Source organism: Neobacillus sp. B24, assembly GCF_055381825.1.
Window position 1 is genome coordinate 3,660,781 of the sequence record NZ_AP035777.1, and the last position, 25,381, is coordinate 3,686,161.

The 25,381-nt window shown below is 38.8% G+C and carries 24 protein-coding genes; 13 read left to right on the plus strand and 11 right to left on the minus strand.

Going from position 1 to position 25,381, the window contains the following annotated elements; translation table 11 throughout:
• Window positions 1-26 precede the first annotated feature (26 nt).
• Together ACZ43M_RS17945 and ACZ43M_RS17950 are read right to left on the minus strand one after the other, a co-directional pair.
• The gene (locus tag ACZ43M_RS17945) at window positions 27-680 is read right to left on the minus strand and encodes a potassium channel family protein (protein WP_464503894.1); all 654 of its coding nucleotides are present in this window, start codon (window positions 678-680) and stop codon (window positions 27-29) included.
• A gap of 29 nt (window positions 681-709) precedes the next feature.
• Window positions 710-2,050, minus strand: coding sequence for a TrkH family potassium uptake protein (locus ACZ43M_RS17950; RefSeq protein WP_464503895.1), 1,341 nt, complete (start codon window positions 2,048-2,050; stop codon window positions 710-712).
• 323 nt (window positions 2,051-2,373) lie between these two features.
• Here ACZ43M_RS17950 and ACZ43M_RS17955 point away from each other — a divergent pair, with 323 nt between their 5' ends.
• Both ACZ43M_RS17955 and ACZ43M_RS17960 read left to right on the plus strand, forming a co-directional pair.
• Window positions 2,374-3,861 (plus strand): nitrate/nitrite transporter, encoded by a 1,488-nt coding sequence (locus ACZ43M_RS17955; protein WP_464503896.1) that lies wholly within the window; start codon window positions 2,374-2,376, stop codon window positions 3,859-3,861.
• A gap of 234 nt (window positions 3,862-4,095) precedes the next feature.
• Entirely contained in the window at window positions 4,096-5,397 is a 1,302-nt protein-coding gene (locus ACZ43M_RS17960) for an MFS transporter (RefSeq protein ID WP_464503897.1), read from the plus strand.
• Window positions 5,398-6,300: 903 nt separating this feature from the next.
• Here the strand turns inward: ACZ43M_RS17960 and fdhF are convergent.
• Together fdhF and ACZ43M_RS17970 are read right to left on the minus strand one after the other, a co-directional pair.
• Entirely contained in the window at window positions 6,301-8,370 is a 2,070-nt protein-coding gene (fdhF, locus tag ACZ43M_RS17965; RefSeq protein ID WP_464503898.1) for a formate dehydrogenase subunit alpha, read from the minus strand.
• A 124-nt stretch (window positions 8,371-8,494) separates the two neighbouring features.
• Window positions 8,495-10,654, minus strand: coding sequence for a PAS domain S-box protein (locus ACZ43M_RS17970; RefSeq protein WP_464503899.1), 2,160 nt, complete (start codon window positions 10,652-10,654; stop codon window positions 8,495-8,497).
• Between the two features lie 282 nt (window positions 10,655-10,936).
• Here ACZ43M_RS17970 and yhfH (ACZ43M_RS17975) point away from each other — a divergent pair, with 282 nt between their 5' ends.
• The 3 genes from yhfH (ACZ43M_RS17975) to ACZ43M_RS17985 all read left to right on the plus strand — a co-directional run bounded on the left by yhfH (ACZ43M_RS17975) (window position 10,937) and on the right by ACZ43M_RS17985 (window position 11,580).
• Entirely contained in the window at window positions 10,937-11,071 is a 135-nt protein-coding gene (yhfH, locus tag ACZ43M_RS17975; RefSeq protein WP_464503900.1) for a protein YhfH, read from the plus strand.
• Between the two features lie 69 nt (window positions 11,072-11,140).
• Complete coding sequence (gene yhfH, locus ACZ43M_RS17980; RefSeq protein WP_213120552.1) at window positions 11,141-11,275, plus strand: protein YhfH; 135 nt, start codon at window positions 11,141-11,143, stop codon at window positions 11,273-11,275.
• A gap of 119 nt (window positions 11,276-11,394) precedes the next feature.
• Entirely contained in the window at window positions 11,395-11,580 is a 186-nt protein-coding gene (locus ACZ43M_RS17985) for a hypothetical protein (RefSeq protein ID WP_464508125.1), read from the plus strand.
• 48 nt (window positions 11,581-11,628) lie between these two features.
• Here ACZ43M_RS17985 and ACZ43M_RS17990 read toward each other — a convergent pair whose 3' ends face one another.
• On the minus strand, window positions 11,629-11,814 hold the full coding sequence (locus tag ACZ43M_RS17990) for a cold-inducible protein YdjO-related protein (protein ID WP_464508052.1): 186 nt from the start codon (window positions 11,812-11,814) through the stop codon (window positions 11,629-11,631).
• A gap of 83 nt (window positions 11,815-11,897) precedes the next feature.
• Here ACZ43M_RS17990 and ACZ43M_RS17995 point away from each other — a divergent pair, with 83 nt between their 5' ends.
• Together ACZ43M_RS17995 and ACZ43M_RS18000 are read left to right on the plus strand one after the other, a co-directional pair.
• Window positions 11,898-12,035, plus strand: coding sequence for a hypothetical protein (locus ACZ43M_RS17995; protein WP_464508126.1), 138 nt, complete (start codon window positions 11,898-11,900; stop codon window positions 12,033-12,035).
• A gap of 119 nt (window positions 12,036-12,154) precedes the next feature.
• Window positions 12,155-12,757, plus strand: a complete 603-nt coding sequence (locus ACZ43M_RS18000) for an SCO family protein (protein WP_464503901.1) — start codon at window positions 12,155-12,157, stop codon at window positions 12,755-12,757.
• Window positions 12,758-12,811: 54 nt separating this feature from the next.
• Here the strand turns inward: ACZ43M_RS18000 and ACZ43M_RS18005 are convergent, their stop codons facing one another.
• On the minus strand, window positions 12,812-12,946 hold the full coding sequence (locus ACZ43M_RS18005) for a hypothetical protein (protein WP_464503902.1): 135 nt from the start codon (window positions 12,944-12,946) through the stop codon (window positions 12,812-12,814).
• 175 nt (window positions 12,947-13,121) lie between these two features.
• Here ACZ43M_RS18005 and ACZ43M_RS18010 point away from each other — a divergent pair, with 175 nt between their 5' ends.
• On the plus strand, window positions 13,122-14,741 hold the full coding sequence (locus ACZ43M_RS18010) for an ABC-F family ATP-binding cassette domain-containing protein (RefSeq protein WP_464503903.1): 1,620 nt from the start codon (window positions 13,122-13,124) through the stop codon (window positions 14,739-14,741).
• A 40-nt stretch (window positions 14,742-14,781) separates the two neighbouring features.
• Here ACZ43M_RS18010 and ACZ43M_RS18015 read toward each other — a convergent pair whose 3' ends face one another.
• Window positions 14,782-14,922 carry a YuzL family protein gene (locus ACZ43M_RS18015; protein WP_464503904.1) on the minus strand — a complete coding sequence of 47 codons (141 nt, stop codon included), beginning with the start codon at window positions 14,920-14,922 and terminating at the stop codon, window positions 14,782-14,784.
• Between the two features lie 98 nt (window positions 14,923-15,020).
• On the opposite strand from ACZ43M_RS18015, the gene ACZ43M_RS18020 reads away from it, so the two are divergent.
• Window positions 15,021-15,263, plus strand: coding sequence for a YkuS family protein (locus ACZ43M_RS18020; RefSeq protein ID WP_464503905.1), 243 nt, complete (start codon window positions 15,021-15,023; stop codon window positions 15,261-15,263).
• 28 nt (window positions 15,264-15,291) lie between these two features.
• Here the strand turns inward: ACZ43M_RS18020 and ACZ43M_RS18025 are convergent, their stop codons facing one another.
• Both ACZ43M_RS18025 and ACZ43M_RS18030 read right to left on the minus strand, forming a co-directional pair.
• Complete coding sequence (locus tag ACZ43M_RS18025; protein WP_464503906.1) at window positions 15,292-15,720, minus strand: hypothetical protein; 429 nt, start codon at window positions 15,718-15,720, stop codon at window positions 15,292-15,294.
• A 90-nt stretch (window positions 15,721-15,810) separates the two neighbouring features.
• Window positions 15,811-16,299 carry an Hsp20/alpha crystallin family protein gene (locus ACZ43M_RS18030; RefSeq protein ID WP_464503907.1) on the minus strand — a complete coding sequence of 163 codons (489 nt, stop codon included), beginning with the start codon at window positions 16,297-16,299 and terminating at the stop codon, window positions 15,811-15,813.
• 169 nt (window positions 16,300-16,468) lie between these two features.
• On the opposite strand from ACZ43M_RS18030, the gene ACZ43M_RS18035 reads away from it, so the two are divergent.
• The gene (locus ACZ43M_RS18035) at window positions 16,469-16,726 is read left to right on the plus strand and encodes a hypothetical protein (protein WP_464503908.1); all 258 of its coding nucleotides are present in this window, start codon (window positions 16,469-16,471) and stop codon (window positions 16,724-16,726) included.
• A 107-nt stretch (window positions 16,727-16,833) separates the two neighbouring features.
• A complete protein-coding gene (modB, locus tag ACZ43M_RS18040; protein ID WP_464503909.1) occupies window positions 16,834-17,496 on the plus strand; it encodes a molybdate ABC transporter permease subunit in 663 nt (220 codons plus the stop codon).
• A 19-nt stretch (window positions 17,497-17,515) separates the two neighbouring features.
• On the opposite strand, the gene ACZ43M_RS18045 is transcribed toward modB, so the two are convergent.
• Together ACZ43M_RS18045 and mprF are read right to left on the minus strand one after the other, a co-directional pair.
• Window positions 17,516-18,688, minus strand: a complete 1,173-nt coding sequence (locus ACZ43M_RS18045) for a D-alanyl-D-alanine carboxypeptidase family protein (RefSeq protein ID WP_464503910.1) — start codon at window positions 18,686-18,688, stop codon at window positions 17,516-17,518.
• A gap of 123 nt (window positions 18,689-18,811) precedes the next feature.
• Window positions 18,812-21,349 (minus strand): bifunctional lysylphosphatidylglycerol flippase/synthetase MprF, encoded by a 2,538-nt coding sequence (mprF, locus tag ACZ43M_RS18050; protein WP_464503911.1) that lies wholly within the window; start codon window positions 21,347-21,349, stop codon window positions 18,812-18,814.
• Between the two features lie 228 nt (window positions 21,350-21,577).
• Between mprF and ACZ43M_RS18055 the strand changes: the two genes are divergently transcribed.
• The gene (locus ACZ43M_RS18055) at window positions 21,578-22,030 is read left to right on the plus strand and encodes a cupredoxin domain-containing protein (RefSeq protein WP_464503912.1); all 453 of its coding nucleotides are present in this window, start codon (window positions 21,578-21,580) and stop codon (window positions 22,028-22,030) included.
• A gap of 1,110 nt (window positions 22,031-23,140) precedes the next feature.
• Complete coding sequence (pflB, locus tag ACZ43M_RS18060; protein WP_464503913.1) at window positions 23,141-25,366, plus strand: formate C-acetyltransferase; 2,226 nt, start codon at window positions 23,141-23,143, stop codon at window positions 25,364-25,366.
• The last annotated feature ends 15 nt before the right edge of the window (window positions 25,367-25,381 follow it).

Genomic DNA, 25,381 nt, shown 5'->3' on the forward strand with positions numbered 1-25,381 from the left:
CGATTCCTGCCCTCATTGTTTTAATACTACTGAAGATTCGCAAATCTCTCCAGGTCTCGATTTTCTCCTATTACTATAAGCACATCACCCCGATCAATAATCTTGTCAGGGGACGGTGAGATATTTATTTCATTTTCCTGGCGGATGGCAATGACACTTAGATTAAACCTAGCACGTAAATCAAGTTCTCTTAAAGTTTTATCGGTCATTCGTTCTGGGACTTTTATCTCCTCTACACTATAATCTTTGGAAAGCTCTATAAAATTCAGGACATGTGGAGATAAAAGCTGGTGGGCGACTCTTATTCCCATGTCCCGTTCAGGAAAAACAACCCAATCTGCCCCGACTTTAGTTAACACTTGGCCATGCAGTTTATTTAATGCCTTGGCGATTACCTTATTTACTCCATGCTCTTTTACTAGCAATACACTTAGAATACTGGCTTGAATATCATTTCCAATTGCCACGATGACGGTGTCGAAATTGCGAATTCCGATTGATTTAAGCGCCTCTGCATCCGTTGAATCGGCAATCAATGCATGAGTGACATAGGGTTGGGCATTCTCCACCCGCTCTTCATTAACATCGACGCCAAGCACCTCTTGACCTGATTCGAATAATTTTCTAGCTATGCTTAATCCAAATCTCCCTAGCCCAATAACCGCAAATTGATTAGCCATTCTTTAAAAATCCTCCTTGATGTAGAAACCTATCCAATCATAATTTTGCCTTTTGGATATTTGAAAGCATCAGGGTTTCTTCGAATTGTTACTGCATAAGCGATTGTCAATGGGCCAACCCTTCCGGCAAACATTGTTATAATAATCATAAACTTGCCTATCAATGACAAATCCGGCGTTAACCCCATAGATAAACCAACAGTAGCAAAAGCGGAAGTTACCTCAAAAATAATCATAAGGAAGTCCTTGCCTACTTCAGTTATGGTTAATACTAAAGTCATCAATACAACCAAAAATAACCCGCTGACCGTTACAGTCAGCGCCTTATAAATGGTCTCATAAACAATCCGCTGCCGATAAAAAATGACATCCTCTTTTCCCCGAATTTGCGACCATACCGCCCCAAGCAATGTCGTGAATGTAGTGGTCTTAATCCCGCCGCCAGTTGAACCTGGCGATGCTCCGATAAACATTAGAATGATGATTAATAAAACGGATGGATGGGTCAAATCACCAATATTTAAAGTATTTGCCCCAGCTGTTCGAGCAGTGACAGATTGAAATAACGACCCAAGAATTTTTCCAGACAGTGTCAATGGTTTAATGGTTTTATCATTGGAAAATTCAAACAGGAATATACCAATAGTTCCGATTACCACCAATACCATACTTGTCATTAAAACAATTTTGGTGTGTAAGGATAATCTTTTAGTTTGACGGAATTCAAATAGTTCATTTATTACGATAAAGCCAATGCCACCCAAGGTTATTAAGGCACAGACTGTTAAGGTTACCGTCGGGTCGGCCACGTAGTTTATCAAACTATGAAATTCTCCCATTAAATCAAAACCGGCATTATTAAAATTGGATATTGAGTGAAAAACCCCATAATAAATGGCTTTTCCGAGGGGCAGATCAAAGGAAAAACGGACCGACAGCAATATTGCACCGACAAGTTCAATAACAGCTGTAAAAATCAAGATCCTTCTTGCCAATTTGACAATCCCCTCCATTGACAAATTGTTCAAGGATTCCTGAAGCAGAATCCTTTCTTTTAATGAAATTCGTTTTCCCAGAACAAAAGCAAATAGTGAGGCAAAGGTCATAAACCCGAGGCCGCCAACTTGAATCATCGACAAAATGACCAGTTGTCCAAACATGGTAAAGGTGGTGCCTGTATCTACAACTACCAATCCAGTTACACAGGTTGCCGAAGTTGCTGTAAACAGTGCATTGATAAATGATAATCCTTGCCCATCCGTCGTCGAAACAGGCATTGTTAACAAGACAGCCCCGACAAGTATGATCATTGTAAAGCCCAATACGAGAATTTGTGGAGGATCAAGATAAAACCTCTTTTTTCGCTTCATAATTTCTTCCTCACCTTGTAATATTGCAATTTTCATCTTAACTAAAGGGCTTTTTACTAATTTTTCCAAACGAAACAATAAATATTTTGCCAGTGAACCACCAATCTGTGATTTGAAGAACACTTAAGGAAAAATATACTACTTCAATAAAATTATGTAAATACTGTTCACTTTCCATTAAAATGTGTGATTCCTCACTGTTTGTGACAGATTTTTGTATTATAATGCTTCGGAGGAAATGTTTCTCACACAATACCTATTTTAACTATATAAATCGACCTATCCTATCCAATGTTATATGAGCTAAAAGGGGGATTATCTTGATGAAAGGTACAAAACAGCTATTTATTCAAACAGGGAGTCTTATTGCCGGCTTTATGGTTTGGGTCCTTATTTCTTCGTTAATGCCATTTATACAAGCAGATATACTGTTAACTTCCACTCAAATCGCCTGGGCTACAGCTGTACCGGTAATCCTTGGATCTCTTCTTAGGGTTCCAATCGGTTATTGGACGAATCGGTTTGGTGCTCGTGTATTATTTACAGTCAGTTTTATTACTTTACTCGTACCAATTGCGCTCATTAGTTATGCAAATACACTATCCATGCTGATTCTTGGCGGGTTTATGCTTGGTATTGGCGGGGCAGTTTTCTCAGTCGGTGTTACCTCACTACCAAAATATTATCCTAAAACCAAACATGGATTTATAAATGGAATTTATGGAGTAGGTAATATCGGTACAGCCATTACCTCTTTCCTTGCACCTGTTCTTGCCGATCAATTGGGCTGGCGAACCACAATCCAAATTTATTTAATTGTTGTTTTACTATTTGCAGTTATCAATTTTCTCTTTGGCGATCGCCAGGAAAAGAAAGTTATTTATTCCGTATCTCAACAAATAAAAGAGGTTTACAAAAATCCGAAGCTTTGGTGTTTAAGTTTATTTTACTTCATAACCTTTGGTTCCTTTGTGGCCTTTACAATCTATTTGCCTTCCTTTTTGGTCAATCATTTTGAATTAACCAAAGTGGATGCAGGACTGCGTACTGCCGGTTTTATAGCATTGGCGACGCTATTCCGGCCAATTGGCGGAGGGCTTGCTGACAAGATTAACCCATTTTTGATTATGATGGCCGTGTTCTTTAGTCTGACTTTTGCTGGTTTCCTATTGTCTTTTACCCCATCACTACCGATCTATTCATTTGGCTGCTTGCTAGTTGCCTTCTTTGCGGGTATAGGAAACGGAGCCATTTTCAAGCTTGTCCCGCTCTACTTTGCTAACCAAAGTGGGATCGTCAATGGAATTGTTTCGGCAATGGGTGGACTTGGGGGATTTTTCCCGCCCATCATTCTAACGATTCTATTTACGCTTACCGACCACTATGCAATCGGGTTTATGATACTCTCTGAATTTTCCTTAGCCAGTTTGGTTATTGTCGTTTGGTTGTATTATCACGAGAGACTAGATCTGTCGGATAAAATTGTTAATCATACAGTTGATGGCATCTGTGTTACAGATACTAACGGAATTATCCAGCGTGTGAATCCTGCTTTTACAAAGATTACAGGCTATACACAGGAAGAAGTTGTCGGCAAAACCCCCAGCGTTCTGCAATCAGGTGAACATGATATTGCTTTTTATAATGAAATGTGGGGCTGTTTACTGAAAAATGGTTTGTGGGAAGGATATATCTGGAACAAACGAAAAAATCAGCAGATTTACAAAGAATGGTTAACGATTACTGCAATCAAAGATGATTCCGGGGAAATAAAGCATTATGTAGGAATGTTTAAAGAGGAAACAAATTAATCACAAGAATAGATTAGAGTTGGAGGTCTTCTTAACAGGAGATCTCTTTTTTATTTCCATAAAATCAGACTAATTATGGCAACTTTATGGCAATCATTTTGAGTTCACAGTTCCTTCACTTTTTTTGTGAGGTACGTCACAAAAATCGTGTTACCATGTGTTTTATAGTAATAACGTAGACAACAACAATTAACTTACTATAAAAAAACTCAAGTGAACATTGGAGGAAAAAACATGCCACGAATAACTTATTGGAATCCAGAGGATGAAAAGTTCTGGAACGCAGAAGGCAAAAAACATGCACGAAGAAACTTATGGATCTCAGTACCATCTTTAATGCTTGCATTTATTGTTTGGCAAATTTGGTCTGTGGTAGCTGTAAAACTAAATGATATTGGATTTAATTTTACTGAGGGGCAGTTACTCACACTTGCTGCAGTTCCTGGCCTTGTCGGGGCAACACTCAGATTTATTTACACTTTTGCAGCAGGTTCAATGGGAGGGAAAAATTGGACCGTCATCTCCACAGCGGTATTAGCAATCCCGGCAGTGGGTATTGGCTTTGCTGTTCAAAATCCTGATACACCATACTCTGTTATGTTGTTATTAGCGGCTCTTTGTGGTTTAGGCGGAGGGAATTTCTCCTCTTCTAGTGCGAATATCAGCTTCTTATTCCCGCAAAAGGAAAAAGGTACAGCTCTTGGTATCAATGGCGGTTTAGGTAACATGGGTGTATCAGTTGTACAATTCGTAACACCATTGGTTATCTCTTCTGGTACATTTGCTTTAATTGGCGATAAACAAGTACTGGCTAACGGTCAAGAAGTTTGGCTTCAAAACGCAGCATTTATCTGGGTTATTCCAATTGCAATCATGACATTGCTGGCCATGTTCAAAATGGATAATGTTCCAGGTGCAAAGCAATCTGTAAAAGACCAATTTGTTATTGTAAAACGTAAACACACTTGGATTATGACCGTTCTTTATGTAGCAACATTTGGGTCATTTATTGGATATTCTGCAGCTTTCCCGCTGTTATTAAGGTCTCAATTTCCTGAGTATGTGTCCCTTGCATTCCTTGGAGCATTGGTAGCTGCTGCTGCAAGACCAGTAGGCGGCTGGATTTCCGATAAACTTGGCGGTGCCCGGGTGACTGCGTATGTACTTGTCATCATGACAATTGGAGTACTAGGAGTAGTTTACTTCTTAAATGCAAAACAGTTTGCTGGCTTCTTAATTTCATTCTTGATTCTGTTCGTTGCCAGCGGCATCGGCTCTGGTTCAACATTCCAAATGATTCCAAATATCTTTATTCCAAAAGAAGCAGCACCGGTAATTGGATTCACTGCAGCATTCGCGGCTTATGGTTCATTCTTAATTCCAAAATTATTTGGCTGGTCGATTAATACGACTGGGTCCTATGTGACAGCATTCTATTTCTTCATCGCTTTCTATGTTATCTCTTTCGGACTAAACTGGTTTTTCTATCAAAGAAAAGCTACCGTTGCTAAAACACTTGTTAAACAAGCCGGATAATCCCCGGCTTGTTTTTTTAGTTTTTGCCACTTATTTCTTTAGAAACTCAGCTGGCAACTAGGTTAAAATTGATACATATCTATGCTGGTGATTTGCTCTCCAGGAGCTTCGCTTTCCGTCGTGGATCGGGGAGCTGAAGCGCCTGCGAGGTCCCCTCCTCACTCCCACAGGTGTCTACGCGCCTTCCGCGCAAATCAACAGGGCACAATAAACTAATTATCCTCCACACTTGAATTAAGGAAAAATCCAGTCAATCAAGTTATAAGATTACCTTCATGACGGGGTTGAGAGAATTATCTGGTCAAACATGTCATGAGACTGCCTTTCATGACGCGTTTGAGAGAATAATCTGGTCAAACATGTCATGAGACTGCCTTTCATGACGCGTTTGAGAGAATTATCTAGTCAAACATGTCATGAGACTGCCTTTCATGACACGTTTGAGAGAATTATCTGGTCAAACATGTCATGAGACTACCTTTCATGACGCGTTTGAGAGAATTATCTGGTCAAACATGTCATGAGACTACCTTTCATGACGCGTTTGAGGGATATTTCTGGATGACCATGTCATGAGACTGCCTTTCATGACGCGTTTGAGAGAATTATCAGGTCAAACATGTCATGAGACTGCCTTTCATGACGCGTTTGAGAGAATTATCTGGTCAAACATGTCATGAGACTGCCTTTCATGACGCGTTTGAGGGATATTTCTGGATGACCATGTCATGAGACTGCCTTTCATGACGCGTTTGAGGGATATTTCTGGATGACCATGTCATGAGACTGCCTTTCATGACGCGTTTGAGAGAATAATCTGGTCAAACGCATAACATTGTTGACTACAAATAAAAAATTGCCGAGAAATAACACTTTCTCGACAATCTGCTAAAATGATATAGTTTACATTTTTGAGATGGCGACGGCGCAGGCTTTGTATTCTGCTGTACCTGAAATTGGGTCGTACTCATTTAAGGTTAACACGTTGGTTGGGGTCTCAAACCAGTGGAAGCTCATAAACACGAGTCCTGGAACGACCTGCTCAGTTATCTTTGCTTTTACCTGCAGTTCTCCCCTGCGGGAACGGACCTTTACAATCTCCCCATCTGTAATTCCGAGAGCCAGCGCATCATCAGGATGAATATCCACCGTTTCTTCAGTTTGCTTGATTTTTACACCTGCTGCATAATGGCGAGTCTGTGTATGAGTGTTATAGGACTCATAACGGCGGCCTGTTGTTAGGGTAAACGGATACTCTTCGTCAGGCAGCTCCATTGGTGGTGTAAAATCAACCGGCACAAATGGGGCTTTTTTTGTTCCAGCCTCCTGATGGAAACGCTCATGCATAATGAATGTTCCTGGGTGGTTTTCATCAGGACATGGATAATGGATGCTGTATTCCTGGTCTAGCCGTTCATACGAAATACCTCCGTACATTTCCCATGCGATTTTACGGACCTCATTCCAAATTTCTTCACTATTATTATAATGCATATGGTATCCCATCAATGTGGCAAGCTCACAGAGAATCTCCCAATCTTCTTTTGTATCAGGATGGGCTTCCACTGCTTTTCTCACCCGTTGGATCCGGCGGTCGGTGTTAGTGTATGTTCCATCAACCTCACCCCATGAACGGGCCGGCAAGACAACGTCAGCATATTTAGCTGTTTCAGTCATGAAAATATCCTGAACAATTAACAAATCTAACTTTTCAAATAGAGTTTTTGTATGGTTCATATGAACATCGGCTTGAAGTGGGTTTTCGCCAATGATATACATTGCCTTCAGTTCCCCCATCTCCAGCCTGTCAAATGTCCGGGTTTGTGTGTCCCCTACTTTTGGATTTAACGTAACCTGCCATTCCTGTTCATAGCGGGCACGGTATTCATCGTTTGCCAGGCTCATTGCTCCTGCTAATTGATTAGGAAGGCAGCCCATGTCCCCTGCACCCTGAACGTTATTTTGGCCCCTAAGCGGCATGATGCCAGTTCCTGGTCTTCCAATATTGCTGGTTATCAATGCAAGATTGGCAATATCAAATACATTATTAACCCCGCAATGGTGTTCGGTAATTCCTAGAGTATAGGCAATCATCGAGGCGCTCGAACTTGCATATTCGCGAGCGGCAGCCACAATGTCTTCTGCAGCTACTCCAGTTATTTCCGCAGCATATTCAGGTGTGTATGGCTCCACTTGCTTGGCAAGCTTCTCATAGTCTAAAGTAACCCGTTCGATAAAGCTTTGGTCATATAGCCGCTCCTTCATGATTACACGAATGAATGCATTAATGAGCGCAATATCCGTGCCGACATTTATTTGCAAATGTTGATGGGCAACCTTAACCATATCAATTTTTCTTGGATCAACTACAATAATCTTAAGACCTGATTTAACAGCTTTCTTCATTCGATTGGCGATAATCGGATGGGCTTCAGTTGTATTTGAACCCATTAACAGCAGTACTTCTGCCCGATCAATATCCTCAAGGGTATTAGTGGGGAAACCGCTTCCAAAAATAGTTGCCAGACCGGCAACGCTTGGAGCATGTCAGGTTCGGTTACAGCCATCTATATTGTTGCTGCCAATTACCGTCCGCATAAATTTCTGCGTAATGTAATTGGATTCATTTGTGCTCCGTGCACAAGCAAACATGCTGATGGCTTCTGGTCCCCATGTTGTTTTAATTTCAGATAGTTTTTCAGCGATAAACTGATAGGCCTCGTTCCAGGTAGCTTCCACCAATTTTCCTGCCTTGCGAATTAACGGAGTGGTTAATCGGTTATTCGCATGAACATATTCATAGGCAAATGCCCCTTTAACACATGTTTGACCTTTGTTTACTGGAGCTTCCTTATCACCGCGAATTTTTTTTATTTTATTGTCTTCTACTTCTAGAATTAATCCGCAGCCAGTTCCGCAGTATCCACAGATTGTTTTAACTAAACTAGTTTCACCCACTCTATTCCCTCCCATAAAAACATTAATACCTATATAATCATATTAATCTATTTGATCCATTAATTGTTTCATTTTTCGCAAATATTTATGTCAATTTTTAAAAATAAAAAAACGGAAGAAGTAATGAACTCCTCCGTTTTTAGGCTGTTTTCGCCGGCAATAAAATATTAAAGGTGGTCCCTTTGTTTGGCTCGCTTTCGACAAAGACTTTGCCATTATGGCTTTCGATAATTTTAAAGCTTACCATCAAGCCGAGTCCATTACCATTTTTCTTGGTAGTGAAAAACGGTTCACCTAGTTTCTTCAATTTCTCCTTCGGGATACCTACCCCGGAATCTTGAATTGATATTTGTACATTATTATCATGAATCATCGTTTTTACGTGAAGGTCGCCGCCATTTGGCATTGCTTCAATCCCATTTTTAATGAAATTTAAAAACACTTGCTTTAACCGGTTTTCGTCACATTCAATTTGAATAATCTCCTGATTGCAATTGAAATGTAGTCGTACATTTTTCTTTCTAGCTTCAAACTCAAGCAGCGAAACGACATTTTTGATTAACGGTACAACATTCTTTTCTTCCAATTCCACAGCCTTCGGTTTTGCCAGAACCATGAAATCCTCTACAATCGTATTGACTCGTTCAATTTCATCCAAAATAATGTTTAGAAATTCTAGTCGTTCCGGGTCACTTTCATCCAACTGTAGAAATTCTGTATACCCCTTCATCGAAGTCAATGGATTTCGAATTTCATGTGCTACACCTGCGGCCAATTGACCAACTGCTGCAAGTTTATCCTGCCGATGCAGAACTTCTTCCTGCTTCTTCCGTTCAGTAATATCATTACGAATAGCCAAATATTGATATGGTTTTCCCTGTTCATTTAGGAACGGTACAATCGTTGTATCTACCCAATAATAGGTTCCATCCTTCGCTTTATTGCGAATTTCACCCTTCCAAACCTCTCCTGATCCAATGGTTTTCCATAAATTTTTAAAAAATTCCTTTGAATGGTACCCCGAATTAAGGATTCGATGATCCTGACCGATCAATTCCTCACGGCTGTATTTGGAAATTTCACAGAATTTATCGTTAACCGTGGTAATCCTGCCTTTGGCATCTGTTATAGCCACAATCGAGGATTGGTTAAGAGCAAAAGTGATATCTTGAACTTCCTTTGTTGATTCGAGTAAACTTTTTTCCGCCTGTCTCCGTTGCGTAATATCAGAACGGATCGCAATATATTGGACTGGTTTACCTTTTTTATTCATAAAAGGTACGATTGTTGTATCAACCCAATAAAAGGAACCATCCTTTGCTTTATTACGGATTTCTCCCCTCCAGATTTTCCCTGCTTGGATAGTGGTCCAAAGATCACGGAAAAATTCCTTCGAATGATATCCGGAATTTAAGATACGATGATTCTTCCCAATAATTTCCTCTTTTGTATACTTTGAAATTTCTTCGAACTTATCATTTACATAAACAATATTTCCTTTTGGGTCTGTAATAGCAACGATGGTGGATGCATCAAGTGCAGCTTTTATGTCTTTTAAGTTTGTATCAGAGGCGGCCAATTGTTTGCTGATTAGTGTACTTGAAGCAATAAGGCCGCCCATAATTAGAACAGAGACAAATAGGACCAAATAGATAAAAAATGAACTATCTTCTACTGTTCCTTTTATGATTTCTGTTCCGGCTACAAATGTCGTCGACTTTTTCAGTAATATATGCCCTTCGGCGATTGCTGCAGTGATAATTAACGCACTGACTGGCTTTAACCAAACCTGATTATCTGTAGTAAAGTTTTTTGAAGAAAACAACAGCCACAAAGCAAATAAAAAGGAGCCGAAGACCATTAAGCCAGAAAAAATAAATAATAGAACATTTAATTTAAAGATGACATTTATCGAATAAATCCCAATAATATGAATCGCAAGGACAGCAAAGGTTAAAAACAAACTTCCAATCCATAACTGGAATATGCCGACCGCCTTGCCAAAAAAAGGAATAAACGCCATCCCCGTAAAGGAGATTCCAATAAAGATTGATAAAATCGTAAGCGGTATATAGTAATGGGTAATCCTGCTCGAGTCCGTTATCATTAACCCTATAAAGTTTGTAACCCATATTCCAACACCTAGAGCCAGTGTACCCCCTAAGAACAATAATCGTTTATTCTGCCCAGATGATTTGATTAATGTAAACATATCCAAAGCTGTATAGGATGCCATAATTGTTAAACCAATTGCAATAATGAATAAAAACGGATGAAACTCCCCGATCATAGCAGTCATGAACTCGCATCCCCCCAATCCTAGTCTATTTCTACTATGATTGTAATGGAAAGTATTTAGATTTGGAAGTGCTAATGGCGAATTTCTTGTTAGTTTATCCATATTTGCATCCATCATAATAAGATCCAATTTTTAAATGCATAGAATTGTGAAATAGGACCTATTTTTTAAAAAATTTAAATTTTTTTAAAAAAAGTCTACACAATTTTAATTTTTTTGTTTATACTGTACTATAACAAGATGGAAATAAATAAACTGTATTAATAAAGGGGGAGATTTATTATGTTAATGAGTCCGGTTGAGTTTTTCCGTAATTTGCCTAAAAAGGAATGTTGTGAGTGCGGTCAACATATAGAGGAGCAAGCAGAATCATACTTAATGGAATGCGATCGCTGCCTGTCTAAAAAAGCAGAATAATTTTTTTGGTTTTACTGTACTATAACAAATGATTTTAAATTAATCTGTATTAACAAAGGAGAGGTTAACATGTTAATGAGTCCAGTAGAATTTTTCCGTAATTTGCCTAAAAAGGAATGTCCTGAGTGTGGTCAACATATGGAGGAGCAAGCGGAATCATACTTAATGGAATGCGATCGCTGCCTATCCAAAAAAGCAGAATAACCCAAGCTCTCCGAAGGTCTCGGAGAGTTTTTTTATACAAAAGTTTCCGTTTTGGCAAGATAAAGGCAAGCATAGTCTTTATGCTTACGACAAATCCTTTATATGAAGGAGATGATGAGGTGGCAAAGAAGGAAGACTATTTAACAACCGCTCCAAAAAGAACTGTCATGACCATTAATAATGGAGCCATTTTTCCCAATTTGAAAAACGTTCCCGGTGATTCCGTGGATGAGCATGCGCGTTTAGAAGAGGCTAATACTATCATTGGTGCCAGTGAAATTGGCCAACAAAATGAAAATTTATAGCAAGAAAAAAAGACTGTCAACGTAACAGACAGTCTTTGATTCGTAAAATTAAATTTTTGGAAGCTCACGAATTTCCTGGACCATACCATTTCCACACATTGGACAAAGCAAGTCGTCCGAAACAAAGTCCTTTCTCATCCAGCCGATACATGTATCATCCATACAAGAATATATTTCTGTGTCTACCAGAATTGTTTCCATTTCTTCTTCTTTTGTCCTTCTGCCAAAAAAAATTGGAACCGCCTCCTTTTAATCATAGTATGTCCAAAAATGTCCATTTCATTTCCAATTCATTTATTTGATGTCGAGGTGTGAGAATGATGTCCAAACTAAACCGCTACACCGTTGTTGGAACAGATATTGAGGAAGTAAAAAGGTTAAACAGGCAATCGGGCCTAAGCTACAATGAAGTAAAACAACTGCTGGCAAAACAGTATCTCAAAGTGAAACAGTAATCAAGCAAAAAAGCTGTCCTCGAAAAAGACAGCTTTTTTGCTTGGTATTATTTTTGTTCACAAAATATCCATATCTTTTTCAAATAAACTTCTTTATCTTAATTGTAGGAGGGAAACTAATGAAAAAAATCTATCTTATTTGCAGTCTTGCCATTTTCCTAGGGATAGCAGCAGGTATCTCATTTTTTCTTATTCGTGATGCTAACGCAGCCATACCTAGTGATGTTACTTTAGTCAACCAAAATGGCGATCCCTATCAATTCGGCAAGGATAAGACTCAACTAAAATTAATCGAATTTATTTACACCCATTGCCCTGATGTTTGCCCTACTACAACAATAAAGATGGTCGACTTAAGAAAGGATTTGGAAAAATCCGGTGTGTTCGGCAACGGTATTGAATTTATTACAATTACCATTGATCCTTATCGTGATACACCAGAAGTTTTAACAAGATATATGAAGGATTATGGAATTAATAATGATGATTCTTGGGTATTTCTGACTGGAGATAAAGAAAACATAAAAAGTGAACAACAAAAGCTCAGGGAGATAACAGAACCTCTGCAATTCCAATACAAGGATCCCGGAAACGGTCAATTTGTCCATACCACCTTTACCTACTTGGTAGATGAAAACAACAAATTTATCGATAAGTTTCCGATGGGGAAAGATTTTAATAAAGAAGAAGTTTATGAAACAATAATGGATGAATTAAAGTAATAAAAAAAGCGGTTAGTCCTTGGGATTAATCGCTTTTTATTCCAATTTTCCTATTTAATTCACGGATGAAGGAAGTTTTTTAATTTGCTGTAATGATAAATGGTAATTGGACTTAGGTTTGGTTAAACTCGCTTTGATTCCTGCCTTTTTTAACTTGTTAACGAGTTCGGCAAGCTGTTTTTTGGCCACAGTTATCACCCTCTTTAACCTAATTCTACAACAAAATTATGAATAAAGTGTGAAAACCATAAAATTTTTTTAGAAAATTTTTCATGATTTTCTCGCGATTCCATTAAAAGTTCGCTCTTTTATTGGTTTAATGGTATAATTGAAGGCAACATGTTTTTTGGAGGAATTAAGATTTATGATCACTGTAAGTAATGTAAGTTTAAGATATGGAGACCGAAAGTTATTTGAAGATGTAAATATTAAGTTTACACCTGGTAACTGCTATGGTCTGATTGGAGCCAACGGGGCCGGCAAATCCACGTTTCTAAAAATTCTCTCCGGCGAAATTGAAGCACAAACCGGAACAGTTCAAATGGGGCCGAACGAACGGATGGCTGTCCTAAAACAGAACCATTTCGAATACGAAGAACATGAAGTATTAAAGACTGTAATCATGGGTCATACAAGACTTTACCAGGTTATGCAGGAAAAAGATGCAATTTATATGAAAGAAAACTTCACAGATGAAGATGGAATGAAGGCGGCTGAGCTTGAAGGAGAATTCGCTGAATTAAATGGATGGGAAGCTGAATCGGAAGCAGCCATTCTATTAAAAGGTTTGGGAATTGGTGAAGAACTTCACGACAAGAAAATGGCTGAATTAAGCGGTGCCGAAAAAGTAAAGGTGTTGCTTGCCCAGGCACTATTTGGCCAGCCAGATGTGCTGCTCCTCGACGAGCCAACCAACCATTTGGATATTAAAGCCATTCAGTGGCTTGAGGAATTTCTAATCAATTTTGAAAATACCGTCATCGTTGTTTCCCATGACCGTCATTTCTTAAATAAAGTTTGTACACATATCGCTGATTTGGATTTTGCCAAAATCCAAATCTATGTAGGCAACTATGACTTCTGGTATGAATCCAGCCAATTAGCGGTAAAAATGGCTCAGGATGCCAATAAGAAAAAGGAAGAAAAAATCAAAGAACTGCAGAGTTTTATTGCCCGGTTTAGCGCTAACGCGTCAAAATCAAAACAGGCCACTTCCAGGAAGAAGCTTTTGGATAAAATTACACTTGACGATATCCGTCCTTCTTCAAGACGTTATCCATATGTTGGGTTTACACCAGACCGTGAAATCGGCAATGATTTGTTAAGAGTGGAAGGATTAACAAAAACTATTGATGGCGTGAAAGTACTGGATAATTTAAGTTTTACAATGAATAAGGGCGACAAAATTGCTCTTGTTGGAACGAATGAACTGGCCAAAACAACACTGTTTAAAATTTTAATGGGTGAGTTGGAAGCAGACAGCGGCAGCTATAAATGGGGGATCACTACTTCTCAAGCTTATTTTCCAAAAGATAACTCCGAGTATTTTGAAAATAGCGAGGTAAATCTGGTTGATTGGCTGCGGCAATTCTCCCCTAAAGATGACAGCGAAAGCTTCTTGCGTGGCTTCTTGGGTAGAATGTTATTTTCTGGTGAGGAAGTGTTAAAGAAAGCAAGCGTCTTGTCTGGTGGAGAAAAGGTGCGTTGCATGCTTTCTAAAATGATGTTAAGCGGGGCGAATGTTTTACTGCTCGATGAGCCGACGAACCATTTGGATTTGGAGTCGATTACAGCTCTTAACAACGGCCTGATTAACTTTAAAGGATCGTTACTCTTTTCATCTCACGATCATCAATTTATCCAAACCATTGCCAATCGGATCTTAGAACTAACACCAAACGGGCTAGTAGATAAGCAAATGACATATGACGAATACCTAGAGAATCCGGAAATTCAAAAGCAAGTAACAGAAATGTACAACTAAAGGTCAACGGGCACCAGCAGACGGTGCCCGTTTTTTCGTATTAAAATATCTTTGTCTTCCTTCTTGAAGATGGTTCCATTCTTGACCCGGTTTCAGTCGTTGTCGTACCTTGCCCTTCTACTTGGGGTGAATTCAACCCTATTGTAGACGGAGCGGCCTTCTTCTTTCTGCGTTTACTCATTTAAACACCTCCCATGTTAGCTTTTGAAACATAAATACCACTTATACCGAATAATCACTGTAAATTTAGGCATGATAAATTTCAGAGGAGGTGTTTGTATGGCTAAGGTTGGAGTAGAACAATCTCTTACAAATGTTCAACAAGCTTTGCGTGAAAAGGGTTATGATGTTGTGGAATTAAAACAGGAGTCAGATGCACAAAATTGTGATTGCTGTGTTGTAACTGGGCTTGATTCAAATGTCATGGGTATGCATGACACCGTAACTAAAGCTTCTGTTATCGATGCAAACGGAATGTCCGCTGACGACGTGTGCCGCGAGGTAGAAAGCAGACTTCAATAACTTTTCCGGAAAGACTAAAGGATTTACTTTAGTCTTTTTTTGCGTTGAAATTAATTTTCGGCCCACTCTCATTAGATTGATTTGCTGTCTTTTCTTCTTTTTCTGTCTTTTTGGCCTTTGTCTCACTGCTATTTTCATGCTCAGGAAGATTTGGTGTGAATTCACTGCCATAGGTAGCTCCAATATTGAGTTTTCCTTTAAGTTCCTTAATTCCAAGTTGACCTAAATTATTATTCAGCTCATATTTATCTAAAATTATCTTTTCTATATTTATTTTTTCGATGATAATCGGAGGATCATTTGTTTTTATGGCTTTGTCAGGCTTGGCTTGGTCTTGCAGCGCTCCAACCAATTTTTCTAAATCAGCAATATTTTTCTCCAAAGAAAGCATTTTTTTTTGCCATTCCTCTTTTGTCTCATTTTTACGGAAGATATGGAATAAGAATTTTAACGCCATCCGACAAACGCTCTCCTTTGTTATACCTTAATATAAAATATATGGGTATAAACCATTATCATGTCCAAAATTTTCTTAATGACCATAAAGTTAATCGATTGGAATAATTTCACCAACCTCTAAAGTCCGACGGTAACTAACAATTAATAACCCATTCCAAAATTTCGCTCCAATTTCATTCGGGTTTACTGAATCTGGTAGTGAAATTTGCCGATGGAAATCCCCTGCAAACCGTTCCGAATAGGTACTAGTTAAATTCGGTTGAAGCGGTACAGCCTTCCCCTTTACGGTTAGAATATTATTGACTATTCCCAATTCTATATGTTCTTTGGTAATCCCAGGAAGTTCAATAATAATCACCACTTCATCCGTCCCTTCCAATATCTCATACTTAGGGAATGTATGATGTCTTTGAGCTTCCATCGCTGATTGCTGTTCAGGGACGGCAGGGGACATTTTAAATTCCTGGTCGTTCATAAATTGCTTGGCGAATTCCTGGTCAAAAATATTCGACCAGAAGTCGCCGCCCTGCATATTTTTAGCCAGGTCCAGCCATTGTTTTAACTTTTCCATATCCATCGTCACTCTACCCCCTTTTCAAAGCAAATCAGTACTGTAGACAATAAAACTATTACTTAATCCATTTTACGAGTTAGTGCCCAAAAAAATAATCGTTATTTTCATAAGCTTGCCTCATAAACTCCAAGCAAACGCATATATTAAATTGCAACTATAAGGAGGAGATAGTATGCCGGCTCCTGTTCCATATATTAATATTAATATCTTTATGATTAAAATTAATTCCTTTGAAAATGCTTCGGCCGTTAATATTGGCCAAAATTTGCTGGCAGAATGGCATAATTCTGATAAAAAAAATCAGGGATATGGCCAAAATTTTGGGGACGAGAGCGATTTTGTGGGAAATCGGAGTTTTGTCGATGATCGAGACCAAATCGATTCTCCATCTACATTCGATGGCTCCACGTTAACTGAACGGACGAAATGATTATGCTGCCATCCGGCAGTTTTTTTCTTTTAAGTACAATTAGCATTCGTTATAATGATGAAGACAGGCTTGTTCATGCTATTCGACTATCTAAAGGATTGAAATTGATGCAGAATGATTTTTGGTCTCCCATTTTTTTATCGCTCAAAGTAGCTTCTATCTCCGCGGCAATTGTCTTAGTTCTGGGAATTTTGGTAAGCAGGTGGCTCGTTTTTAAGAAATTCAGGGGAAAAATGTTGTTGGAAACCCTTTTATTAATGCCCCTTATATTGCCGCCTACCGTTATTGGGTTTTTATTAATTTACTTTTTTGGCAAAAATGGGCCTATTGGTTCTTTCATTGAGGATGTTTTTGCCCATTCGATCATCTTTACCCCATTGGCTGCGGTTATCGCATCCACCATTGTGGCATTTCCTTTAATGTACCAAACGATTAAAACAGGTTTTCAGTCTGTTGATAAAGATATTGAAGAAGCGGCTAGAGTTGACGGGGCGAATGAGTTCAATGTATTTTTTCAGGTAACTATACCCTTATCTGTCAAATCTATTATTACCGGGTTGATTCTCAGTTTTGCTAGAGCTTTGGGGGAATTCGGCGCAACCCTTATGTTTGCAGGAAATATTCCAGGAAGGACCCAGACTGCTCCAACCGCCATCTATATTGCCATGGAATCTGGGAATATGAGATTAGCCTGGACGTTAGTCCTATCAATGATTGTTATATCCTTTTTCATGTTATTAACGACCACTTTGTCACAAAAGAAGCCATGAAGGACTAACCCTTCATGGCTTATGCTTTTCTGGTAAATTTCCTTCCAGTGGTAATGATAATGACAGCAATCGCAAGAATAATTATCCCGTACAAAGCGTTGACTGCATCGCTCTTCTGAGATTGTTTCAGCTTTTCTTTCACCTTTTCACTTTTGCTGGTTTGGGATACCGCTGCAAGCTTTGTTTCTTTTGGTATTAATTGGACTGATTGAAGAATTTGACCGGTATGATTTTCAATTGTTAACAATCCTGACCTACTTACTTTTTTAACTGTCCCCACTAAATCCTCTGTAATCACCATGTTTTGTTTCGGATGAAATGCTTGTTGATCATTCATAAACGTGGCATTCTGGTTCAAAACGGAATGTTGATATTGTTTAAAACCAAAATCAAACAGTGCGGCAGTATCCTGATATTTTTCCTGTTTGAGTTCCGATTTAAGGACGACAGCAGTTAATTTTATTTTGCCATTATCAGCAGTTGTTGCTAACGTTTGTTTCGATAGCGAAGTATAACCCGTTTTTCCCCCGATTACTCCGGGGTAGGGAAACTCTCCTTTTAGCATTGCGTGATGGGTTACAATATTTGTCTTCCATGATTGACCTTCCCACCAGAGTTTCTTCGTTCCGTAAATTTCAGCAAAAATCGGATTCTTCATTGCATAATTTGTGATGATCGCCATATCCATCGCCGTTGTATAGTGGTTTTCATCAAATAAACCGCTTGGATTCATGAAATGTGTATTTTTCACACCAATGGTAGTTTTTAAGTAATCGTTAAGGTTGGCTGCAAATGCTTCAACACTTCCATCCAGATGCTCTGCAATAGCTACTGCAGCATCGTTTCCAGAATTAATAAGCATTCCTTGAATCAGCACCTTTAATGGAACCTGTTCACCTTCCACCAAGTAAACTCTCGTCCCATCCTGACGTACAGCATTACCACTTACAACTGCCATGCTGTTCAAATCTCCCTTTTCAAGCGCATAGATGGCGGTTGCGATTTTTGTTAAGCTGGCAGGATACATTTTTACATCGGCATTTTTGTTAAAAAGAACAGCATTTGTTTCTGTATCTAATAGAACAGCCGCCTCGCTTTTTAACTCAGGCTGAGGCAGTTCATCAGCATAAACATATGCCTGAAAGGAACAAAACAAAATAATGGCTACGAATAAAGCGCTAAACTTTGACAATGACAACACCCTTACTAAGTACTATTTACCTATTTTGATTGTAACAGATTAATATTACAAATATGAGTCATTTTCTAGTAAATTGAAATAAAAAACTGGCCAGCAATTTGCATAACCAGTTTTTTATTTATCTATGGCCTTCTTTTTAGAAATCAATAAGGTGATTTGAGCCATAATAATTGGTAAAGAAGATTTTCTCCGATAGGCCAAATATTTAGGCTCCCAAATATTCGTATATTTTTCTTTATATCTTATAAGCCCCTGAAAATGATAGAGAAAATGACCGTGTAAAAAGATTTGTGCGGCAATTTTTTCACTTAGAAATGCAAACCTTGATACACCGACATTTGAAAGTGGCGCCATTCCCATATTGAACCGCTTGTACCCCCGCCCCTGTGCCCATTGTATTAGGGACAGGAATAGAAAATCGATGGCACCAGGAGGGGCATCAGCCTTAAATCTCATTAAATCAACTGAGATGGTTTGCATATGATCATACACATACATGATACTCATAAACCCGCAAATTCTTTGGTTATTGTCCTTTACAATGGCTATCGGCGCCTTGTTTAAGTATTCTTCATCAAAGAAACCTAATGAAAAACCCTTCTCCCCTCGTCCTTCCAGCCACTCATTAGAAATTTTCTTTAGTTCTTGCAGCACGGTTGCTGAGTGCGGCGGTCGAATCAATTCAAAAGTGAAATTTTCACGAATAAATTTATTCTTTACTTCAGGAAAACTTTTCATCTTGCCGCCGGTAAGTGAAAACGTGTCTAAATCGACAAATGCTTCTTCGCCCAATTTAAAGAAGGCGAAACCGTGATTGTGAAGATGTGGCAGCAATTCATCGCCAACCTGGTAAAATACTAGGGTGAAGCCATATAGGTCTGCAATTTCTTGAAACTCTTCAATGGCAGTCGAGATTTCACTACTTTCGCCAATCGGTTCACCTAAAATGACTAACTTATCGGCATATCTTTGAAACAAAATCAATATATTTCTCTTCTTATTCCAAAAAATATACTTATCATGCAAGAAAATTAAATGGGTCAATGTTGTACCATGATATTTATTTAAATGGTCGAGGATTTCTTGTTCTTTCCCACGAGAAGTTTCGAATTTCCATTTTTTAGGCAAACTTATCAAATATCCAAATCCCAGGATTAGTAATGCAATAACCAGACCAATGAGCGCACTTTTAAACAAGTCACGGTAATCGACAATAACATAGGGCATAATTTTTGCCGGAATCGCCAATTTTGCATCTGGCAGATTTAAATAACCAATAATAAGGTACATTGAGGTAATCAACAGGATTAACGTGATATCAAATATGGTCTTACCCCATGTTAATACATAGCTCTCCCGATAAAACTGCGCCTTGGAGATTCGAAGTAACAGGGCAACAATAATTAAAAATATGGCTTCCTCATAATCGATTCCTTTAAAAATGGAAAATAGTGCCGCTAGTATAAGTGCTATCATGGTTAATTCATACGATCGTTTTACATTATATTCAATCCCGCGGGATAATCCTAACAGCAAAAATCCAGTTGCAACTGAAAGTTGGTGAGATACATTAATAATTGGAAAAGCCAGCAGTTCTTGAGCTAGTTTGAGCCGCGTCATTATCCCTGGAACACTGGCCGATAATAGCAGGACCAGCCCGGAGAAAAACACAAGTATCGTTAGGATAATATGGCTCACCCCCTGGATAATCGCTTTGGGGAGATTATTCCAAGACTGATTCCACCTTTCCCAATACAATTTGACAAAAAGCACTGCCCCAGCAATAAACGGCAAAATGTAATATCCTAGCCGATAAAATAATAGTAGCACTAGCACTTTTTCCTCAGGGACATGCAAATCCTGCATCCCCCAAATAAATACCAAGTCGAACGATCCCAAACCTCCAGGAATCATGCTGATAATTCCAGCGCAAGCCGCAACAACGTATACCGGAAAAAGGTTTCTTATTGGAATGGAGATTCCGAGCAGCTTCGTTAACAGCCATAATGCCATAAAAACACAAAGCCATTCAAAAAGAGAAACGACAATTAGCTTTATCCCATCAATCCCGGAAATCAACGGCACTTGATCTCTTTTTGCTTTAACACTATGTATGAAATAAAATAGCGGGAAGTATAAACCAATGCCAAGGACAGCAAACCAGAGCCATTTTGTATCCTGAAACAATGGGTAATGGCGAAATTCCACCACTACAATCCATGATAATAATGAAATGCCTGTCAAATAAAATAGGGAAATTGTAGCGATCAATTGCACAAGTCTGCGTTTATCATGTTCGAGTTTATTAAAAAAGTAGGTTCTTAGCATCGCTCCAACTAATCCGCCAAAGCCAATCATATTGGAAAAAGAATTGGCAATAAATGATTGTTCCAAAAGCTCCTTCCTAGAAACCTCTCCACCCAAGCTTCGCACCAGTATCACATCATAAAATATCATTGGCAGAACCGCTGCTACAGTAACCACAATAATAAGTACTAAACTAATGAAGCTAAGTTGGTCCAATTCATGTTCTAACAACCTTACATCGACATTTCCGATAAACTTTTTAATTTCATTCACCGCAAAAACTAGCAAAAATAATGGAAAAACAAATTTGAGCATTTTAAAAACTTTATCTTTTTTTATAACCAACAATACGACCACCTAATTTTTCTTTCCTGATTTTACTATAAACGTTTCCACAGGAAATAAAAACAAATACTTTTCCGTCATCTGCAGTCTATCCACTATTGTTGACAGATTCCTCCCCCTTAAAACCACACCTCTTTTTTTTCTCATTAAAAATTAAAAAAGTAGACAAGTTTCCTTACCCTATAGGCATATGTATAGATTAGGACAAATTCTGGAGGAGGGTTTGGGGTGAAATTTTTAGTATTAAAAAAAGAAACGCTATTATTCTTTTTGGCAATTGGAGTTATGCTGGCAACCGTTTCGGCATGGTTTATGTTAAAAGCTGGTGATGCTGCGGTTTTTAATCAAGTAGAAGAAAGCAAAATCCGCGAGATTCACATGGTGACGGTTGAATTCAAATCACAGTTGAAAAATGGCAAGCAAATTGAAGCATACCGTTGGGACCCCGGTTCCATCTCGCTTGAAAAAGGCGAAAAAGTAAAATTGTATATTGCCGGAATCAACGGAGAAGAACATCCCTTTTATATTGAAGGAACAGATATAAAAGGAACTGTAAAAAAAGGGGAAGAGACTGTAGTAGATCTTCAATTTGACAAGGAAGGAACCTATCGTTTAATTTGCGAAGTTCATTCCACCCGCGACCACAATGGGCCAATGATTGCCGATATTGTCGTGGATTAACAGACAGGAGAATGTGTCTCCTCAGGCTGTCGAAAAAAACATTCGACAGCTTTTTATTTTTTCTAAACGACCATACTTGTTAGGTAAAGTTTACTATTACATAGTCCTTGCAACTGGCTGTTGATTTGCGCTCCAGGCAGCTTGGCCTTCCGCGGGCGTGCCGGAGAGCCTCGGTATAAAGCGCCTGCGGGATCTCCCCTGCCCTGTACTCCCGCAGGAGTCTGCGTGCCTTCCGCTCAAATCAACAGGGGATTAATCAATTTAAATCCTCCACCCAAAAGAAAAAATCCCAATAACAACTCTCTTGGCGTGTCTTATGTAAAAATTATACAAACAAGTTATGAAAATGTCCTTCATGTCGTGTTTGAGAAAAAAATACGTTCAAACGTGTTATGAGACTACCTTTCATGACATGTTTGAGAAAATAATCCATCCAAACGCGTTATGAGATTACCTTTCATGACATGTTTGAGATAAAAATCCATTCAAACGTGCTATGAGACTACCTTTCATGACGTGTTTGAGATAAAAATCCATCCAAACGTGTTATGAGACTACCTTTCATGACGTGTTTGAGATAAAAATCCATCCAAACGCGTTATGAGATTACCTTTCATGACATGTTTGAGAAAAAAATCCATCCAAACACGTTATGAGATTACCTTTCATGACGTGTTTGAGATAAAAATCCATTCAAACGTGTTATGAAATTACCTTTCATGACATGTTTGAGATAAAAATCCATTCAAACGTGTTATGAAACTACCTTTCATAATTCGAAAATTACCTCCTACTACATACTTAGTAAATGTTTCTCCTGTTTTTTTGTGCTGTTATATAGTTTAACACTATGTAAATGTTGATTTCTCAGGGAATTCAATTATATAACACATGAAACACCAACTATATTTTTTATAATACAGTTTTAACAACCTCGTATTAATGTTCATAAATTATTCATAAAAAACCCCGAAAAACCAAGGGATGTTCACTATTTCACAAAATGTTAACAAATGCTCCCTTTATTACTATAGAAAGCTGTTATACTCAAGGTGTGAGAGATACTTCAACTCTGTTATATTCGTTAATTAAAATATGAGGTGATTTAAAATGGAACAATGGAAAAGTTTTAAAACTGGAGTTTGGCAAAAAGAAGTTAACGTCCGCGACTTTATCTTAAAAAACTTTATACCATATGAAGGCGACGACAGCTTTTTGACTGGCGCAACTGAAGCTACTAACAAACTATGGGATCAAGTAATGGGTCTTACATCACAAGAACGTGAAAAAGGCGGCGTTCTTGAAATGGATACCGAAACAGTTTCCACCATTACTTCTCATGGCCCTGGCTATCTTGATGAAGACCTAGAAAAAGTCGTTGGTGTCCAGACTGATAAGCCTTTTAATCGTTCACTTCAACCATTTGGCGGCATTCGCATGGCTAAGGCAGCCTGCGAAGCATATGGCTATCAATTAAATCCGGAAATTGAACGAATTTTCACCGAGTTCCGCAAGACTTATAACCAAGGTGTATTTGATGCCTATACAAGCGAAATGCTGCTTGCCCGTAAAGCCGGCATTATCACTGGACTTCCAGATGCCTATGGACGCGGCCGAATCATCGGTGACTACCGCCGGGTCGCCTTATATGGTGTCGATTTCTTAATGAAAGAAAAACAAAAAGATTTCAATAATACAAGCAAGGTCATGACTGAGGATAACATTCGCCTACGCGAGGAGCTTTCTGAACAATATCGCGCCTTGAAAGAATTGAAAGAACTGGCAGAAAGCTACGGCTATGATATTTCTGGACCTGCAAAAAATGCAACTGAAGCATTCCAATGGTTATATTTTGGCTATCTTGCTGCTATTAAGGAGCAAAACGGTGCTGCAATGAGTCTTGGACGTGTTTCTACTTTCCTTGATATTTATATTGAAAGAGATTTGGAAAACGGTACATTAACTGAGCAAGAAGCACAGGAATTAGTTGACCATTTCGTCATGAAGCTTCGTCTCGTTAAATTTGCCCGTACTCCTGATTACAATGAATTATTCAGCGGTGACCCAACTTGGGTAACAGAATCAATCGGCGGGATGGCCATTGACGGACGTCCGCTTGTGACTAAAAACTCATTCCGTTTCCTTCATACACTTGATAATCTGGGCCCTGCTCCAGAACCAAACTTAACTGTATTATGGTCAACGCAGCTGCCAGAAAACTTTAAAAAGTATTGTGCAAAGATGTCAATCAAATCAAGTGCAGTTCAGTACGAAAACGATGATATTATGCGCCTAGAATACGGTGATGATTACGGGATTGCCTGCTGTGTATCCGCGATGGAAATCGGAAAACAAATGCAATTCTTCGGCGCCCGTGCCAACCTGGCAAAAGCCCTGCTGTATGCTATCAATGGTGGTGTCGACGAAAAACTGAAAAAACAAGTCGGCCCAGATTATCGACCAATTACTTCTGATGTGTTAGATTATGAAGAAGTCATGCAAAAATTTGATCAGATGATGGATTGGCTTGCCGGTCTTTACATTAATACCTTAAACATCATCCATTATATGCATGATAAGTACAGCTATGAAAGAATTGAAATGGCACTGCATGATACACAAATTTTAAGAACGATGGCAACTGGCATTGCCGGTTTAAGTGTTGCAGCAGACTCACTTAGTGCAATCAAGTATGGACAAGTAAAAGTCATCCGTGATGAAAACGGTTTGGCTGTTGACTTTGAAACAACGGGCGACTTCCCTAAATACGGCAATAACGACGACCGTGTTGACAGCATTGCCGTTGAACTTGTGAAAAGCTTTATGAAAAAATTGCGCAAGCATCAAACTTATCGCAACTCTGTTCATACTTTATCAATCTTGACGATCACATCAAACGTAGTATACGGCAAGAAAACTGGTAATACGCCTGACGGCCGCCGTGCCGGGGAACCATTTGCACCAGGTGCTAACCCAATGCATGGCCGTGATACAAAAGGAACATTAGCTTCCCTATCTTCGGTTGCCAAGCTGCCCTATAGCTCCGCAATGGACGGAATTTCCAATACCTTCTCCATTGTTCCTAAGGCATTAGGAAAAGAAGAAGAAAGCCAAGTGCGAAATTTAGTATCTATCTTGGATGGATACGCAATCAAAACAGGTCATCACTTGAATGTAAACGTCTTTAACCGTGAAACATTATTGGATGCTATGGAACATCCTGAACTTTACCCGCAATTAACCATTCGTGTATCTGGATATGCGGTTAACTTCATCAAACTGACAAAAGAACAACAGCTCGATGTCATCAACCGTACCTTCCACGAGTCACTATAATAAGGAATGGAGCCC

Excerpts from the sequence above, each read along its gene's own strand:
- ACZ43M_RS18015 (WP_464503904.1), bottom strand. The coding sequence starts at position 14,922 with ATGAGTAAACGCAGAAAGAAGAAGGCCGCTCCGTCTACAATAGGGTTG.
- ACZ43M_RS17970 (WP_464503899.1), bottom strand. The coding sequence starts at position 10,654 with ATGACTGCTATGATCGGGGAGTTTCATCCGTTTTTATTCATTATTGCA.
- ACZ43M_RS18020 (WP_464503905.1), top strand. The coding sequence starts at position 15,021 with ATGGCTAAGGTTGGAGTAGAACAATCTCTTACAAATGTTCAACAAGCT.
- yhfH (WP_464503900.1), top strand. The coding sequence starts at position 10,937 with ATGTTAATGAGTCCGGTTGAGTTTTTCCGTAATTTGCCTAAAAAGGAA.
- ACZ43M_RS17945 (WP_464503894.1), bottom strand. The coding sequence starts at position 680 with ATGGCTAATCAATTTGCGGTTATTGGGCTAGGGAGATTTGGATTAAGC.
- ACZ43M_RS18035 (WP_464503908.1), top strand. The coding sequence starts at position 16,469 with ATGCCGGCTCCTGTTCCATATATTAATATTAATATCTTTATGATTAAA.
- ACZ43M_RS17955 (WP_464503896.1), top strand. The coding sequence starts at position 2,374 with ATGAAAGGTACAAAACAGCTATTTATTCAAACAGGGAGTCTTATTGCC.
- ACZ43M_RS18025 (WP_464503906.1), bottom strand. The coding sequence starts at position 15,720 with ATGGCGTTAAAATTCTTATTCCATATCTTCCGTAAAAATGAGACAAAA.
- ACZ43M_RS18010 (WP_464503903.1), top strand. The coding sequence starts at position 13,122 with ATGATCACTGTAAGTAATGTAAGTTTAAGATATGGAGACCGAAAGTTA.
- ACZ43M_RS17950 (WP_464503895.1), bottom strand. The coding sequence starts at position 2,050 with ATGAAGCGAAAAAAGAGGTTTTATCTTGATCCTCCACAAATTCTCGTA.
- ACZ43M_RS18000 (WP_464503901.1), top strand. The coding sequence starts at position 12,155 with ATGAAAAAAATCTATCTTATTTGCAGTCTTGCCATTTTCCTAGGGATA.
- modB (WP_464503909.1), top strand. The coding sequence starts at position 16,834 with ATGCAGAATGATTTTTGGTCTCCCATTTTTTTATCGCTCAAAGTAGCT.
- ACZ43M_RS17995 (WP_464508126.1), top strand. The coding sequence starts at position 11,898 with ATGATGTCCAAACTAAACCGCTACACCGTTGTTGGAACAGATATTGAG.
- ACZ43M_RS18030 (WP_464503907.1), bottom strand. The coding sequence starts at position 16,299 with ATGGATATGGAAAAGTTAAAACAATGGCTGGACCTGGCTAAAAATATG.
- pflB (WP_464503913.1), top strand. The coding sequence starts at position 23,141 with ATGGAACAATGGAAAAGTTTTAAAACTGGAGTTTGGCAAAAAGAAGTT.
- ACZ43M_RS17960 (WP_464503897.1), top strand. The coding sequence starts at position 4,096 with ATGCCACGAATAACTTATTGGAATCCAGAGGATGAAAAGTTCTGGAAC.
- yhfH (WP_213120552.1), top strand. The coding sequence starts at position 11,141 with ATGTTAATGAGTCCAGTAGAATTTTTCCGTAATTTGCCTAAAAAGGAA.